Origin of the sequence: Aeromicrobium sp. Root472D3 (genome assembly GCF_001426485.1) — a bacterium.
In the GTDB taxonomy this organism is placed as follows: domain Bacteria; phylum Actinomycetota; class Actinomycetes; order Propionibacteriales; family Nocardioidaceae; genus Aeromicrobium.
Genome location: NZ_LMET01000002.1, coordinates 35,831 through 49,708 on the forward strand (window position 1 = coordinate 35,831; position 13,878 = coordinate 49,708).

18 protein-coding genes are annotated in these 13,878 nt (G+C 71.8%); 10 read left to right on the plus strand and 8 right to left on the minus strand.

Annotated elements, in window-relative coordinates; all coding sequences use genetic code 11:
- Positions 1-10 precede the first annotated feature (10 nt).
- Positions 11-535: a hypothetical protein gene (locus tag ASD10_RS19240; RefSeq protein ID WP_056610689.1), complete on the minus strand. Its 525-nt coding sequence runs from the start codon at positions 533-535 to the stop codon at positions 11-13.
- Positions 536-631: 96 nt separating this feature from the next.
- Here ASD10_RS19240 and ASD10_RS14965 point away from each other — a divergent pair, with 96 nt between their 5' ends.
- Both ASD10_RS14965 and ASD10_RS14970 read left to right on the plus strand, forming a co-directional pair.
- The gene (locus tag ASD10_RS14965) at positions 632-1,612 is read left to right on the plus strand and encodes an aldo/keto reductase (protein ID WP_056610693.1); all 981 of its coding nucleotides are present in this window, start codon (positions 632-634) and stop codon (positions 1,610-1,612) included.
- A gap of 41 nt (positions 1,613-1,653) precedes the next feature.
- The gene (locus ASD10_RS14970) at positions 1,654-2,109 is read left to right on the plus strand and encodes a GNAT family N-acetyltransferase (protein WP_056610697.1); all 456 of its coding nucleotides are present in this window, start codon (positions 1,654-1,656) and stop codon (positions 2,107-2,109) included.
- A gap of 19 nt (positions 2,110-2,128) precedes the next feature.
- On the opposite strand, the gene ASD10_RS14975 is transcribed toward ASD10_RS14970, so the two are convergent.
- Together ASD10_RS14975 and trmB are read right to left on the minus strand one after the other, a co-directional pair.
- Positions 2,129-2,515, minus strand: a complete 387-nt coding sequence (locus tag ASD10_RS14975) for a hypothetical protein (protein ID WP_056610700.1) — start codon at positions 2,513-2,515, stop codon at positions 2,129-2,131.
- 41 nt (positions 2,516-2,556) lie between these two features.
- Positions 2,557-3,270: a tRNA (guanosine(46)-N7)-methyltransferase TrmB gene (gene trmB, locus ASD10_RS14980; protein ID WP_056610703.1), complete on the minus strand. Its 714-nt coding sequence runs from the start codon at positions 3,268-3,270 to the stop codon at positions 2,557-2,559.
- A gap of 18 nt (positions 3,271-3,288) precedes the next feature.
- Between trmB and ASD10_RS14985 the strand changes: the two genes are divergently transcribed.
- On the plus strand, positions 3,289-3,807 hold the full coding sequence (locus ASD10_RS14985; protein WP_056610705.1) for a DinB family protein: 519 nt from the start codon (positions 3,289-3,291) through the stop codon (positions 3,805-3,807).
- A gap of 124 nt (positions 3,808-3,931) precedes the next feature.
- Positions 3,932-4,765, plus strand: coding sequence for a Bax inhibitor-1/YccA family protein (locus ASD10_RS14990; RefSeq protein WP_056610708.1), 834 nt, complete (start codon positions 3,932-3,934; stop codon positions 4,763-4,765).
- Positions 4,766-4,911: 146 nt separating this feature from the next.
- Here ASD10_RS14990 and ASD10_RS14995 read toward each other — a convergent pair whose 3' ends face one another.
- Positions 4,912-5,856 (minus strand): SGNH/GDSL hydrolase family protein, encoded by a 945-nt coding sequence (locus ASD10_RS14995; protein ID WP_056610711.1) that lies wholly within the window; start codon positions 5,854-5,856, stop codon positions 4,912-4,914.
- A gap of 86 nt (positions 5,857-5,942) precedes the next feature.
- Here ASD10_RS14995 and ASD10_RS15000 point away from each other — a divergent pair, with 86 nt between their 5' ends.
- From ASD10_RS15000 to ASD10_RS15015, 4 genes are all read left to right on the plus strand, one after another.
- Positions 5,943-6,641, plus strand: coding sequence for a tyrosine-protein phosphatase (locus ASD10_RS15000; protein WP_056610714.1), 699 nt, complete (start codon positions 5,943-5,945; stop codon positions 6,639-6,641).
- Positions 6,638-7,537 carry a pirin family protein gene (locus tag ASD10_RS15005; protein WP_056610717.1) on the plus strand — a complete coding sequence of 300 codons (900 nt, stop codon included), beginning with the start codon at positions 6,638-6,640 and terminating at the stop codon, positions 7,535-7,537. Before ASD10_RS15000 ends, ASD10_RS15005 begins: the two co-directional genes overlap by 4 nt.
- A 61-nt stretch (positions 7,538-7,598) precedes the next feature.
- Positions 7,599-8,417 carry an SDR family oxidoreductase gene (locus tag ASD10_RS15010; protein WP_056610719.1) on the plus strand — a complete coding sequence of 273 codons (819 nt, stop codon included), beginning with the start codon at positions 7,599-7,601 and terminating at the stop codon, positions 8,415-8,417.
- Positions 8,418-8,445: 28 nt separating this feature from the next.
- Entirely contained in the window at positions 8,446-9,930 is a 1,485-nt protein-coding gene (locus ASD10_RS15015; RefSeq protein WP_056610722.1) for a cytochrome P450, read from the plus strand.
- On the opposite strand, the gene ASD10_RS15020 is transcribed toward ASD10_RS15015, so the two are convergent.
- Together ASD10_RS15020 and ASD10_RS15025 are read right to left on the minus strand one after the other, a co-directional pair.
- Entirely contained in the window at positions 9,873-10,304 is a 432-nt protein-coding gene (locus ASD10_RS15020) for a VOC family protein (RefSeq protein ID WP_056610724.1), read from the minus strand. The two genes, ASD10_RS15015 and ASD10_RS15020, sit on opposite strands and share 58 nt — an antisense overlap.
- A 56-nt stretch (positions 10,305-10,360) precedes the next feature.
- Complete coding sequence (locus tag ASD10_RS15025) at positions 10,361-11,212, minus strand: SDR family oxidoreductase (RefSeq protein WP_056610726.1); 852 nt, start codon at positions 11,210-11,212, stop codon at positions 10,361-10,363.
- A 126-nt stretch (positions 11,213-11,338) separates the two neighbouring features.
- Here ASD10_RS15025 and ASD10_RS15030 point away from each other — a divergent pair, with 126 nt between their 5' ends.
- A complete protein-coding gene (locus ASD10_RS15030; protein ID WP_235502035.1) occupies positions 11,339-11,701 on the plus strand; it encodes a helix-turn-helix domain-containing protein in 363 nt (120 codons plus the stop codon).
- 61 nt (positions 11,702-11,762) lie between these two features.
- Positions 11,763-12,560, plus strand: a complete 798-nt coding sequence (locus ASD10_RS15035; RefSeq protein WP_056610733.1) for an SDR family oxidoreductase — start codon at positions 11,763-11,765, stop codon at positions 12,558-12,560.
- Here the strand turns inward: ASD10_RS15035 and ASD10_RS15040 are convergent.
- Together ASD10_RS15040 and msrA are read right to left on the minus strand one after the other, a co-directional pair.
- Positions 12,557-13,108, minus strand: a complete 552-nt coding sequence (locus ASD10_RS15040) for a mismatch-specific DNA-glycosylase (protein WP_056610736.1) — start codon at positions 13,106-13,108, stop codon at positions 12,557-12,559. The genes ASD10_RS15035 and ASD10_RS15040 overlap by 4 nt on opposite strands.
- A 98-nt stretch (positions 13,109-13,206) precedes the next feature.
- Entirely contained in the window at positions 13,207-13,845 is a 639-nt protein-coding gene (gene msrA, locus ASD10_RS15045; protein ID WP_056610739.1) for a peptide-methionine (S)-S-oxide reductase MsrA, read from the minus strand.
- Between the last annotated feature and the right edge of the window lie 33 nt (positions 13,846-13,878).

A 13,878-nucleotide genomic window follows, 5' to 3' on the forward strand; every position in this document is an offset into this window, starting at 1 on the left:
GGGCGCGACGTCAGGTCTGACGGACGCGCTCGCGCAGCCCGGCGGCGAGGCCGACGAGGGTCAGCCAGTCGACGAACCCGCCGCCGACCCGCGCGAGCCGCTCGCGACGCACCCCGCCGAGGCGCAGCCGCAGGTGGACGCGCGAGGTGCCCGGACCGTCGGCCGTCACCCGGATCGCCCACGACAGCCGCACGCTGCCGCGGGTGCTGACGTGCACGAGCGTCGACGGCGGCTCGAGCACCGCGACCTCGAACGTCGCGTCGGGACCGCCCCAGTCGGCGATGACGTCACCGACGGCGAGGTCCTGCAGGCCCGGCTCGATGCGCCGGTAGGCGCGACGGTCGGGCGGCACGAAGCGCTCGACCCAGCGCGGCAGGTACCAGCCCGCCCGCTGCTTGCCCAGCTGGACGAACCACGGCCACACCTGCTCGGGTGGCGCGTCGAGCCCGAACGCCCGGTCCATCACGACGTTCGCGTCGGGGACGACGTCGTCGCCGGGCAGGAGGGCTGTGACCTCGGCCGCCGTGGGGTTCATGTCCCGACCCTAGACGGGGGCTCCCGACGGCGACCTGCACGTCGGGCCCCGACTGCCTAGGGTGGTTGCTCCACCCCATCTCGAAGGAGCACCACCATGCAGGCACGCACGCTCGGACGCACAGGACGGGACGTCTCGGTGGTCGGCCTCGGCACCTGGCAGCTCGGCGCCGACTGGGGCGACGTCACGAAGGAGGACGCCGCCGCCGTGCTCGACGCCGCGGTCGACGAGGGCGTGACGTTCTTCGACACCGCCGACGTGTACGGCGACGGGCGCAGCGAGCAGATCATCGGCGAGTACCTGCGCAGCCGCCCCGAGCTCGACGTCTTCGTCGCGACCAAGATGGGCCGCCGCGCCGAGCAGGACCCCGTGCACTTCACGATGGACAACTTCCGCACGTGGACCGACCGGTCGCGCGGCAACCTGGGGGTCGACACGCTCGACCTCGTGCAGCTGCACTGCCCGCCGACCGCCGTCTTCTCCGACGACCGCGTCTTCGACGACCTCGACACGCTGGTCGACGAGAAGGTCATGGCCGCCTACGGCGTCAGCGTCGAGACCGTCGACGAGGCGCTGACCGCGATCGCCCGCCCGAACGTCGCCAGCGTCCAGATCATCCTCAACGCGTTCCGGCTCAAGCCGCTCGACGAGGTGCTGCCGGCCGCGCGCGAGGCGGGCGTCGGCATCATCGCCCGCGTGCCGCTGGCATCGGGCCTGCTGTCGGGCCGCTACACCGAGCAGACGACGTTCGCCGACGACGACCACCGCACCTACAACCGCTCGGGCGAGGCGTTCGACGTCGGCGAGACGTTCTCGGGCGTCGACTTCGAGACCGGCGTCCGGGCGGCGCGCGAGTTCGGCGGGCTCGTGCCCGACGGCGTCCGGCCCGCCGAGGCGGCCATCGCGTGGATCCTCGCGCAGGACGGCGTCACGGCCGCGATCCCCGGCGCGCGCAACGTCGAGCAGGCGCGGGGCAACGCGGCCGCGGCCTCGGTCGTCCTGCCGGACGGCTTCGACGCCGGCGTGCACGACGTCTACGACCGTCTGCTGCGATCGTCGATCCACCCGCGCTGGTAGGCGCTAGGCTGCGGGGCACCGGGCCGGGAGGAGGGACGTCGATGATCCTCTCCGCGCCCGACCCCGCGGCCGACCCGTACGTCGTCGCGGCGCTGCTCTCGCTGCAGCGCGAGGCCTACGCCGTCGAGGCGGGCCTGATCGGCGACGACCGGCTGCCACCGCTGCAGGAGGACGAGCACGCGCTCGCCGCGTGGCGTGGGCGGTGGCTCACGGCGTGGGACGGCGTCGACCTCGTCGGCGCCGCTGCGTGGACCTCCGGCCCCCACCGCGTCGACCTGGTCAAGGTCATGGTCGCCCCGTCGGCGGTGCGTCGCGGGATCGGCTCGGCCCTGCTGCGCCGGGTGCTGGAGGTCGCCGACGGCCGGACGGTCGAGGTGGCGACGGGACGCGACAACGTCCCGGCGACCGCGCTGTACGCGGCGCACGGCTTCGACCACGCGGGCGACGAGCAGGTGCCGCCCGGTGTGTGGATCAGCAGGTTCGTCCGCGAGCCCTGAGCGGTCGACCGGCGCAGTGCTACTCCTGCTCGATGCGCAGGGCGGCGAAGGAGTCGTCGAGCAGGATCGACTCGACGGCGTACCAGCCGTAGTCGGCCACGAGCTCCTGGATCGCGTCCTCGCCGATCTGGTCGTCGTGGACGGGGAACGCGACCCAGACGACGGGGATCGAGCCCAGCTGCGGCAGCACCTCGTCGAAGCTGTCGGCCAGCTGCGTGCGCTCGTCGGCGAACAGGATCGCGGCGTCGACCGGCTCGGGCTCCTCCTCGTCGCGGGTCTCGATCATCTCGGCGCCCTCGGGCATCGGATCGAGCAGCGAGGTCTCCTCGACCGTCGTCCCGATGACCCACACCACGAATCCGTCGGAGATGCGCAGCTTCTCGGCGTTCGTCACGTCGGTGCTCATGGCCACATCCTAGGGGGTCGCGACGACGTCCCGGTCGATGCTCAGAGGGGTCGGCGGACGGCCTCGAGGTCGCGGATGTCGCGGTCGACCTGCAGGCCCTTGTGCTCGAACCGCGTCATCGGACGACCCGCGAACCGCGGTGCCCACGTGCCGCTGAACTCGAAGTCGGGACTGCCCGCCAGCACGTCCCGCATCTGGTCGGCGTACTCCTGCCAGTCGGTCGCGAGACGCCACGTGCCGCCGGGCTCGACGACCCGGGCCGCGAGGGCGGCGAACGACGGCGTCACGAGGCGGCGCTTGTTGTGCCGCTTCTTGTGCCACGGGTCGGGGAACCAGACGCGCAGGTCGTGCACCGACGCGGGCGGGAGCATCGTGCCGAGCGCCTCGGCGGCGTTGACGATCATGAGCCGGACGTTCTCGACCCCGCGGTGGCGCATCGTCACGAGCGTCTGCGCGACGCCGGGCACGTAGACCTCGAGGCCGAGGAAGTTCTGGTCGGGGTGCTCGTGGGCGGCGTGGACGATCGCCTCGCCGCGGCCCGTCCCGATCTCGACGACGAGCGGGGCCTCGCGGCCGAAGAGGGCCGTCGTGTCGAGCACGTACGACGGGTCGATGGACGTCGTCGGTCCGTTGTCGGGCGCCTCGGCCACGTAGGTCGTCGCGAGCGCGTCCCACGCGGCCTGCTGCCGCTCGGACAGGCGTCCGCCGCGGCGGGTGAACGAGACGGGCTCGGTGCGATAGGGGGCGGGTTCCACGCGCGCTAGCGTAGACGCGTGGACATCGAGCCTGACACCAAGGACTGGACGTGGGTGCTCGAGCGGCCCTGCCCCTCGTGCGGCTTCGACGCCGCGCAGGTCGACCCGACGGCGGTGGCCGACGGGGTGCTCGACGTGCTGCCCCGGTGGCGCGACGTGCTGGGGCGCGTCGAGGCGCGCGAGCGTCCGGCCCCGGCCACCTGGTCGCCGCTCGAGTACGCGTGCCACGTGCGTGACGTGTTCGTCGTCTTCGACCGCCGGGTGCGGCTCATGCTCGACGGCGACGACCCCGAGTTCGAGAACTGGGACCAGGACGTCACGGCGATCGAGGACGACTACGCCGCGCAGCTGCCGTCCGAGGTGGCGTCGCAGCTCGACGTCGCGGGGCGTGCCGTCGCCGAGACGTTCGCAGCCGTGCCGGACGACGCGTGGAGCCGCACGGGGCGGCGCAGCAACGGCTCGGTCTTCACGGTCGCGACGCTGTCGACGTACTTCCTGCACGACGTCGTGCACCACCTGCACGACGTCCACGGGTGAGGCCCGCGGTGCCCGAAGAGGTTGCAACACCCAACGACTGTTTCGGGATCAAACAGCCTGTCGGAAGCGTTGGATAGGGTAGGACCAACGACTCCATCTTCGGAGCCATCCCACGGAGGGAAACATGAAGAGCAGCAACCCTGTCTTCGCCCGCAGCGCCGAGTTCAACGGCCGCGGCGGCGCGATCGCCAACGACCCGTCCCAGTGGCAGGTCGACCTCAACGGCTCGCCCACGCACACCCAGCCCGGCACCGGCCGCATGACGATCGACTCGGTCGTCGAGAAGACCGCGATCACGCTGGGTCTGCTCGTCGTCGCCGCAGCCGTCACGTGGTTCGCGATCGGCGACGTCATCGACCCCACCACCGGCGAGGCCGTGATGGGCAAGGCCGCGACGTTCGCGATGGCCGGTGCGCTCATCGGCTTCGTGCTGGCGATGGTCAACTCGTTCAAGAAGGTCGTCAGCCCCGCGCTGGTGCTCGCCTACGCGGTGTTCGAGGGTGTCTTCATCGGCGCCTTCTCGAAGGTCATCGCGGCGTACGTCGGCGAGACCTCGATCGTCTTCCAGGCGGTCCTCGGCACGGTCGTCGCCTTCGCCGGCACCCTGGCCGCGTACAAGTTCTTCAACATCCAGGTGACCGACAAGTTCCGCAAGGTCATGATGATCTCGGGCTTCGCGATCGTCGGCGTGCTGCTGATCAACATGGTGCTGAGCCTGACCGGCGTCTTCGAGTCGGGCGGCCTGCGCGGGTTCAACACCCTCGGCCTGCTGGTCTCCTGCGCGCTGGTCGTCTACGCGACCTTCTGCCTGATCCTCGACTTCGACTACGCCGAGAAGGGCATCCAGGCCGGCCTGCCCGAGCGCGAGTCCTGGCGGGTGGCCTTCGGCCTGACCGTCACGCTGGTCTGGATCTACATCGAGATCCTGCGCATCCTCGCGATCCTGCGTGGCGACTGAGCGCAGCTGAACCACTGACGATGGCCGGTCCCCTCGGGGGCCGGCCATCGGTCTTTTCCGTCGCCCGCGGGGACGTCATCACGTCAGTACCCAGGCTGCCCCAGGCGTGATGACGTCCGGGCGGGGCGGGGGTGGACCGGCAGGCGTCAGCCGGCGCGGCGGCGGCGCAGCACGGTGGCCCAGCGGCCACCCTGGGCGGCACCGTCCTGGACGACCTGGGTGCCTGCGTTCTCGGCGGCCTCGGCGGCCGCCTCGCGCACCGACATGAGGTCGCGGGGACGCTCGGTCGAGGCGTAGCCCGCGTACGCCAGGGTGCGGGCGCGCTCGCGCAGCGACGCGGCGACCGCCGGCACCATGACCGAGACCATGTTGGCGTAGCCCGTCTCGGACGGGTGGAAGCGGTCGAGACCGAACATGATGTCGCGGTTCTCGGTGAACAGGTTGCCGAGCAGGTCGCCCAGCGACACGGCCCGCCCGCCCGCGCCGACGACGGCGACGGTCTGCTTGCGGGCCAGGTTGCGGCTCCAGCGACGGGCCACGGAGCGCAGCGGCTGCATGATGGGCCGCACCGAGCCGAGGTCGGGGGTCGTGCCCACCACGACCTCGCAGTCGGCGGCCACGAGGTGCCGCACGACGTCGCCGAGCTGGCGGGCCGACGTGCTGGGCGGCACCTGGTGCGTCACGTCGTTGGTGCCGACGACGATGACCGCGACGTGCGGCTGCCAGCCGTCGACCTCGGCGATCTGCTGCATCAGCTCGGACGTCTGCGCGCCCACGACGGCGCGGCACCGCACCTCGACGGGTGCGTCCATGACGTGCGCGAGACCGATGCCCAGCATCGCCGACGGCGTCGCCTCGGCGGTCGTCATGCCGTAGCCCACCGCGGCCGAGTCGCCGATCACGAGCAGTCGGATGGTCTGGCCCGGCAGGTCGTCGCCGTAGGTGCCGTCGGGCAGCGGCGGACGCTCGTCGGTCGTGCCGATCGCGCGGCGGGCGAGCACGGCCTCGCCGATCAGGAACCCGTAGAAACCGGTGATGGTGGCTCCGCTGCCGATGAGTGCAGTCGTGGCTGCTCGACGGGGACGGACCATAAACCGATTTTACGATGCGGCGGACGGCACGATCGACTCGGGACGTCCCGACGTGAGATGTCTCTCCCCGCCCCTAGAGTGGCCGCGTGCCCGATCTGACGCCCAACCTCCGCGACATCGGCGGCCGCCCCACGACCGACGGGCGCACCGTCGCGACGGGTCGCGTCCTGCGCAGCGCCGTGCCCCACGCCGACGACCACGGCCCCGACGGGCACGACTGGCCGCCGGCCCTCGTGATCGACCTCAGGTCGCCCAGCGAGTCTCGGGCAGGTCACCCCCTCGAGGCGGCCGGCTCGCGCGTCGTCAACGTGCCGCTGCTGGCGGCGCTGCGCCCCGGTGTCGCTCCTGCCGAGAGCCTGGCGATGCTCTACCGCATCGTGCTCGACGACGCCGCGCACGAGCTCGTCCGCCTGGTCGACGAGGTGTCGCGCGAGACCGGCACGGTCCTGATCCACTGCGCGGCCGGCAAGGACCGCACCGGCATCGCCGTCGCCCTGCTGCTGCGCCTCGTGGGCGTGCCGCGCGACGAGGTGCTGCACGACTACCGGCTCACCGAGCACGCGCTCGTCGAGATCGACCGCCGACTGCGCCCGCCGACGTCCGCCCCCGCGTCGGCGGCGCCGGGACACACCTACCCGCCGGGCTTCGCGCACGTGTCGCCCGAGGCGATCGACGCGGTCCTCGACGTGTGGGACGAGCACCCGGCCGGGGTCGAGGGCTGGTTCGTCGAGGTGGGCGGAACTTCGGCCTCGCTCGACCAGCTGCGTCGTACGCTCCTGGCATGACCCACGACCTGACGCTCGGGGCCCGCGAGGTGCCCCTCGGTGGCCTGCGCGGCCTCACGGTGCACCGCACGCTGCCGCAGAAGGGCTTCCCGACGGTGGGGGCGTGGTGCTTCGTCGACCACTTCGGACCCACCAGCCACCCCATGGCGGTGCTGCCGCACCCGCACACGGGCCTGCAGACCGTCACGTGGCCCCTCGCGGGCGAGATCCGGCACCGCGACAGCCTCGGCAGCGACGTCGTGCTCAAGCCCGGCGAGCTGAACCTGATGACGTCCGGCGACGGCGTCTCGCACTCGGAGTTCTCGGTCGGCGACCCCGACGCGCCGATGCACGGCATCCAGCTGTGGGTGGCCCTGCCGGCCGGCGCGCTCGACGGCCCGGCAGGGTTCGAGCACCACCCCGACCTGCCGGTCGCCGAGGGCGACGGGTGGACGGCGACCGTGCTCCTGGGCGAGCTCGGTGGCGCCTCGTCACCCGCCACGACGTACACGCCGATCGTCGGTGCCGAGCTCTCGGTCGAGCCCGGGGCGTCCACGATCCCGCTGCGTCCCGACTTCGAGCACGCGGTCCTGGCCGTCGACGGGCCGGTCGTCGTCGACGGTGTCGAGGTCGCCCGCCGCGAGCTGCGCTACCTCGCGCCCGGACGTTCGCAGGTCGGCGTGCAGGTGCCCGCTGCCACGACGCTCCTGCTGATCGGCGGCGAGCCGTTCGACGAGGAGCTCGTCATGTGGTGGAACTTCATCGGACGGTCGCACGACGACATCGTCCTGGCCCGCGACGACTGGCAGGCCGCCGCCGAGCGCTTCGGCCACGTCGACGGGCACGACGGCAAGGTCATCCCGGCGCCTCCGCTGCCCGAGGTGCGCCTGACGCCGCGTCGACGCTCTGTCGGCTAGCGCCCCGGTCTGGTACCGTCGATCTCAGATACCGTTGGTATGTGAGATCGAGAGGCTCGTCATGACCCACTTCACCGGCAAGGTCGCCGTCGTCACCGGCGCGGCATCGGGCATCGGACGAGCGCTGGCCGTCGAGCTGGCACGGCGTGGTGCGCGGCTGGCCATCAGCGACGTCGACGTCGCGGGCCTGTCCGAGACCGAGGCGATGGTCGCCGCGGCCGGCGCCGAGGTGCGGTCCGACACCCTCGACGTCTCGCAGCGCGAGCTCGTCCTCGAGTACGCCGACACCGTCGCGCAGCACTTCGGGGTCGTGCACCTGGTGTTCAACAACGCGGGCATCGCGTTCACCGGCAGCATCGAGCAGATGTCGTTCAAGGACATCGACCGCGTGATGGACGTCGACTTCTGGGGCGTCGTCAGCGGCACCAAGGCGTTCCTGCCCCACCTCATCGCGTCCGGCGACGGTCACGTCGTCAACATCTCGAGCATCTTCGGCCTGTTCGCCGTGCCGAAGCAGAGTGCCTACAACGCCGCGAAGTTCGCGGTGCGGGGCTTCACCGAGGCGCTGCGCCAGGAGATGATCAACGACCGGCGGCCGGTCAAGGTGACCTGCGTGCACCCCGGCGGCATCAAGACCAACATCGCCCGCAACAGCGAGCAGGTCGAGGGCCTCGACCACGACAAGCTGGCCTCGTCGTTCGACAAGCTGGCGCGCACGACCCCCGAGCGGGCCGCCGAGGTCATCCTCGCCGGCGTCGAGAAGAATCGGGCACGGGTGCTGATCGGCCCGGACGCCAAGGCCCTCGACGCGCTGGTGCGCGTCACGGGCTCGGGCTACCAGCGGATCGTGGCGGCCGCCAGCAAGCGCGGCGGGCTCTAGGCAGGACGGCGAGGGACGGGGTCGGATCATGCGCAACGACTGGGACGGCCAGAGCTTCCCGCACCCGCCCGGACGGCGGCCCCTGGTCGGCGACGTGCTGGGGGCCGACCCTCGCAAGCCCCTGCAGAGCTCGCTGGAGCGGTCGAAGGGTCTCGGCCCGATCTTCGAGCTCAAGATCTTCGACCAGAAGTTCGTCGTCGTCACGGGCGCCGAGCTGGCGGCCGAGCTGGCCGACGAGAGCCGCTTCGAGAAGGCCCTCTCGCCGGCCCTGGTCGCGCTGCGCGAGTTCGCGGGCGCCGGCCTCTTCACGGCCTACAACGACGAGACCGACTGGGCGCTGGCGCACGACCTGCTGCGGCCGGCGTTCATGCGCGACTCGATGCAGCGCTACCATCCCGTGATGCTGGCGGCGGCGCAGGAGCTGTTCGACCACTGGGACGTCGCCACCGAGCCCGTCGACGTGTCGGCCGACATGACGAAGCTGACCATGGAGACCATCAGCCGCACGGCCTTCAGCCAGGACTTCGGCTCCTTCACCCGTGACGAGCCGCACCCGTTCATCCCGGCCATGATCGCGGCCCTGCGGGCGGGGCAGCGCAAGGGCACGCTGAACTCCATGCCGGGGGCGGGCCTCATGGCCAAGCGCATCGACCGCCGCAACGCCCACCACCAGGAGTACGTCGACCGCCTGCTCGACGACATCATCGCGACCCGCCGGGCCTCGACCGACGTCGACGACCGCGACCTGCTCGGCATCATGCTGCACACGCCGCACCCGGAGACGGGGGCGCGGCTCGACGACGTCAACATCCGCCACCAGATCCTGACGTTCCTGGTGGCCGGGCACGAGACGACGTCGGGGGCGCTGTCGTTCGCGCTGTACTACCTGTCGCGCGACGCCGACCTGCTCGCCCGCGCGCACGAGGAGGTCGACCGCATCCTCGGCCCCGACCGCGACGTCGAGCCGACGTTCGGGCAGGTGGCCAAGTTCCGGTTCCTGCGGCGGGTGCTCGACGAGGGGCTGCGGCTGTGGCCCACCGCGCCGGCGTACGCGCGGAGCCCCCGCGAGACGACGACCCTCGCGTCGGGTCACGTCATGCGTCCGCAGGACTGGGCCCTCGTGCTGCTGCCGGCGGTGCACCGCGATCCGTCGGTGTGGGGCGAGACGGCCGACGAGTTCGACCCCGACCGCTTCCTGCCCGAGAACTCCCGCGGGCGTCCGACGCAGACGTACAAGCCGTTCGGCACGGGGGAGCGGTCGTGCATCGGGCGCCAGTTCGCGCTGCACGAGGCGATCCTGGTGCTGGCCCGCATGCTGCACCGCTACGAGCTGACGTACGACCCCGCGTACGAGCTGTCGATCACCGAGCGGCTGACCCTCATGCCCGAGGGCTTCCGGCTGGGGCTGACGCTGCGGACGCCGTCGTCGTCCGCGGCGGACGCCGACGAGCCGGCTCAGCCGGCCGAGAGCCGCACGTGCCCCGTCTCGTCGATCGACCAGCCGGGGTTGTAGGCGACCTCCCACGGGTGCCCGTCCGGGTCGGCGAAGTAGCCGGAGTAGCCGCCCCACACCTGCTCCTCGGCCGGCTTGGTGACGGCGCCTCCGGCGGCCTCCACGGCTGCCAGCACGTCGTCGACCTCGTCGTGCGAGCGCGTGTTGAACGCGATGCTGATGCCGCTGAAGGTCGCACCGGTGTCGGTCGTGCGGGCGTCGGCGGCGAGCTCATCACGTGACCAGATCGCCAGCACCAGGCCGTTGCTCAGCTGGTAGAACGCGACCTCGTCCTCGTCGTTGCCCTTGACCCACCCGAGCCCGTCCTCGTAGAAGCGGCGGGCGCGGGCGAGGTCGGCGACACCGAGGGTGATGAGACTGATGCGTTGCTCCATGACCCGACGCTAGCGGCGGGGACCGACGGTGTCAGGCCCGCCGCGTCGTTCGCGGGTCAGACCGCGGCGCGCAGCGAGTCGGCCAGCGGGGTCGTCGGGCGTCCGATCAGGGTGCTGAGGTCGTCGCCGTCGACCTCGAGCTCGCCCCGCGCGATGGAGGCGTCGGTCGCGACCGTGAAGTCGACCCACATCGGCGGGACGCCGGCGGTGGCGAGGGTCGCGGCCTGCTCCTCGGGCGAGACCTCGTTCACCGTGACCGGCGTGCCGAGCACGTCGCTGAGCGTCGAGGCGAGATCGGCCTGCGACCACGCCACGTCGCCACCGAGCTCGTAGACGGGCTTGAGCGGCTGGTCGGTCGTCAGCACGACGGCGGCGGCCTCGGCGAAGTCGGCGCGGGCCGCGCTCGAGACCTTGCCCTCGCCGGCACTGGTCAGGACGGCGCCGGTGTGGCGCGCCGCGTCGACGCTGGTCAGGTAGTTCTCGTGGTACCAGCCGTTGCGCAGCAGGACGACGTCGAGGTCGGACGTCGCGAGGTACTGCTCGGTCGCCAGGTGCTCGGGGGCGACGGGCAGCGTGGAGGTGTCGACGGCGGGTGCGCTCGTGTACGCCAGCAGCGAGACGCCCTGGGCGGCCGCGGCGTCGATGACGTTCTGGTGCTGCGCGAGCCGCTGGCCGAACTCGTTGCCCGAGATCAGCAGCACCTTGTCGACGCCCTCGAACGCGGTCACGAGAGCGGCTGCGTCGTCGTAGGCCGCGACGCGGACGGTGACGCCCCGGTCGGCGAGCGGCTGCGCCTTGGCGGCGTCGCGGACGACGGCGACGATCTCGGAGGCGGGGACGCGGGCGAGCAGCGAGTCGACGACGAGCGAGCCCAGCTGTCCGGTGGCGGCGGTGACGGCGATGGTCATGGGAGGTCCTTTCCGGCGGGCGGTCGATCCGCGGGCCGGGGTCGAGCATACGCTCACTATTCGTTAGCGCCAACTATTCGATAGTGCTAACCAAGTGATAGCATGGTCTCATCCTGAGGAGGCACCGTGGCAGACCGTGATGACCGTCCGTTCGACGTGATGGCAGGCGCGTGCCCGTCGCGGGCCGTGCTCGAGCACGTCACCAGCAAGTGGGGGTCGTTGACGCTGACCGCGCTGTCGTCCGAGCCGGCTCGGTTCGGCGAGCTGCGACGCACGATCGGCGGCATCAGCGAGAAGATGCTGTCGCAGACGCTGAAGTCGCTCGAGAGCGACGGGCTCGTCGACCGTCGCGTGCAGTCGACCACGCCGTTGCACGTCGACTACGCGTTGACACCGTCCGGCCAGACCGTGGCGCAGGCGGTCCGCACGCTGGTGCTCGCGGTGTACGACGTCATGCCCGAGGTGCTGAAGGTCGCCGACTCCGCCTAGGTGGCAGGTCCCGGCTCCCGATGCGTCCTACGCTGGCGGTCCGGACGTCGAGAGGATCAGCATGGGCTTCGAGCTGCAGGGGGCCCGCGCGCTCGTCACGGGCGCGACGGGCGGCATCGGTCAGGCGATCGCCAGGACGCTGGCCGCGCAGGGGTGCGAGCTGGTGCTGAGCGGACGTCGGCGCGATGTCCTCGACCCCTTGGCCTCCGAGCTCGGCGCGGGCGTCGTGGTGGCCGACCTGGCCGATCCCGACGACGTCCGGCGGCTGCTGGTCGAGGCCGGTGACCTCGACGTGCTGGTCGCCAATGCCGCGCTGCCCGGGTCGGGCGCGCTGCTGGAGTACACGCACGAGCAGATCCGTCGCAACCTCGCCGTCAACGTCGAGGCGCCGATGCTGATGGCGCGTGACACCGCGGCCGGCATGGTCGAGCGCGGGCGCGGGCACATCGTGATGATCGGCTCGGTCGCGGGCAAGGTGGCCACCGGCAACGCCGCGATGTACAACGCCACCAAGTTCGCTCTGCGGGGCTTCTCGCTCGGGTTCCGCCAGGACCTCGCGCCGCACGGCGTCGGGCTGTCGATCGTCGAGCCGGGCTTCGTCCGCGAGGCGGGGATGTTCGCCGAGTCGGGCGCCACGCTGCCGGCGGGCGTGCGCACCGTCAGCCCCGAGCAGGTCGCCCGGCAGGTCGTGAGCGCCATCGTCAAGGATCGCGCCGAGGTGGTCGTCGCACCCCTCGAGCTGCGGGTCGGCACCGCGATCGGCGGCATCTTCCCGACGCTGTCGGCGACGCTCCAGCGCATCGGCGGGGCCGACCGCGTCGCCGCCGAGATGGTCGAGCGGCAGCGCGACAAGCGCTAGACGACGCCTGCGGCGGCAGCGGCCGCACGGTAGGCGTCCGCCAGCGAGGTGACGGTCTCGTGAGCGTTCAGGCCGCTGGGGTTCGGCACGACCCACACCTGCGCACCGCCGAGCGTGCGCTCCTGCAGGCCCGGTGCGGCCTTCTTCTCGCCGTACGCGATGCGGTACGAGGTGATGCCCGCGAAGGCGACGACGCGCGGGCGCCGCGACTCGATCAGCGCCTCGAGCCGCACCCGTCCGTCGAGCAGCTCGACGTCGTCCAGCTCGTCCGCCCTCGCCGAGGCCCGGGCGACGATGTTGGTGATGCCGACACCGCGCTCGATCAGAGCCGGTGCCGCCAGCTCGGGCGTCACGGCCTCGTCGGGGATGATCCCGGCCAGCCGCAGCGCGGGGTAGAAGCGGTTGCCGGGCCGGGCGAAGTGCATCCCGGTCGCGGCGCTGACGAGCCCGGGGTTGATGCCGACGAACAGCAGGCGCAGGTCGTCGGGCAGCAGGTCGGGGATCGTCCGCCCCGCGAACGACTCCAGCTCCGCGCGGGTGAAGGCCATGCCCCGACGCTAGCCGCGTCCGGGCCCGCACGTGCGAACGGGGAACATCCCGGCCACCAGGTGACCGTGATGTTCCCCGTCGAGGTGCGAGCGGTTGCTCAGCTGCTGTAGGCGACGCCCGTCGCGTGCAGCGGGCAGTAGCCGAAGGGGTTCTTGACGAGGTACTGCTGGTGGTAGTCCTCGGCGTAGTAGTAGCGCTCGAGGGGCAGGATCGACGTCGTGATCTCGCCGTAGCCGGCCTCGGTCATCTTCAGCTGGTAGGCGTCGCGCGACGCCTCGGCCTCGGCCTGCTGCTCGGGGGTCGTGGTCAGGACGACCGAGCGGTACTGCGTGCCGCGGTCGTTGCCCTGACGCATGCCCTGCGTGGGGTCGTGATTCTCCCAGAACGTCTTGAGCAGGTCGTGGAACGTCAGCTTGGCCGGGTCCCAGATGACGCGGACGACCTCGGCGTGGCCCGTGCGACCGGAGCACACCTCGTCGTACGTCGGGTTCGGGGTCTGCCCGCCGGCGTAGCCCACGGACGTCGACCAGACGCCGGGGACCTCCCAGAACGTCTTCTCCTCGCCCCAGAAGCAACCGAGGCCGAACACGGCCGACTGGTAGCCGTCCGGCACCTGCGTCTCGACGGGCGTGCCGAGCACGAGGTGCTGGCCGCCGACCTGGAACTGGCGTCCCTCGCGGCCGGGGAGGGCCGACTCGGGGGTGGGGAGCTCTGACTTGCTGCGTCCGAAGATCATGGTGTTCCGCCTCTCGTGACGGTGATGGTGGTG

Coding starts and splice junctions, on each gene's coding strand:
- ASD10_RS15010 (WP_056610719.1), top strand. CDS start 7,599: ATGACCCACTTCACCGGCAAGGTCGCCGTCGTCACCGGCGCGGCATCG.
- ASD10_RS15015 (WP_056610722.1), top strand. CDS start 8,446: ATGCGCAACGACTGGGACGGCCAGAGCTTCCCGCACCCGCCCGGACGG.
- ASD10_RS15020 (WP_056610724.1), bottom strand. CDS start 10,304: ATGGAGCAACGCATCAGTCTCATCACCCTCGGTGTCGCCGACCTCGCC.
- ASD10_RS19240 (WP_056610689.1), bottom strand. CDS start 535: ATGAACCCCACGGCGGCCGAGGTCACAGCCCTCCTGCCCGGCGACGAC.
- ASD10_RS14965 (WP_056610693.1), top strand. CDS start 632: ATGCAGGCACGCACGCTCGGACGCACAGGACGGGACGTCTCGGTGGTC.
- ASD10_RS14975 (WP_056610700.1), bottom strand. CDS start 2,515: ATGAGCACCGACGTGACGAACGCCGAGAAGCTGCGCATCTCCGACGGA.
- ASD10_RS14990 (WP_056610708.1), top strand. CDS start 3,932: ATGAAGAGCAGCAACCCTGTCTTCGCCCGCAGCGCCGAGTTCAACGGC.
- ASD10_RS15005 (WP_056610717.1), top strand. CDS start 6,638: ATGACCCACGACCTGACGCTCGGGGCCCGCGAGGTGCCCCTCGGTGGC.
- ASD10_RS15025 (WP_056610726.1), bottom strand. CDS start 11,212: ATGACCATCGCCGTCACCGCCGCCACCGGACAGCTGGGCTCGCTCGTC.
- ASD10_RS14995 (WP_056610711.1), bottom strand. CDS start 5,856: ATGGTCCGTCCCCGTCGAGCAGCCACGACTGCACTCATCGGCAGCGGA.
- ASD10_RS15035 (WP_056610733.1), top strand. CDS start 11,763: ATGGGCTTCGAGCTGCAGGGGGCCCGCGCGCTCGTCACGGGCGCGACG.
- msrA (WP_056610739.1), bottom strand. CDS start 13,845: ATGATCTTCGGACGCAGCAAGTCAGAGCTCCCCACCCCCGAGTCGGCC.
- ASD10_RS15040 (WP_056610736.1), bottom strand. CDS start 13,108: ATGGCCTTCACCCGCGCGGAGCTGGAGTCGTTCGCGGGGCGGACGATC.
- ASD10_RS14970 (WP_056610697.1), top strand. CDS start 1,654: ATGATCCTCTCCGCGCCCGACCCCGCGGCCGACCCGTACGTCGTCGCG.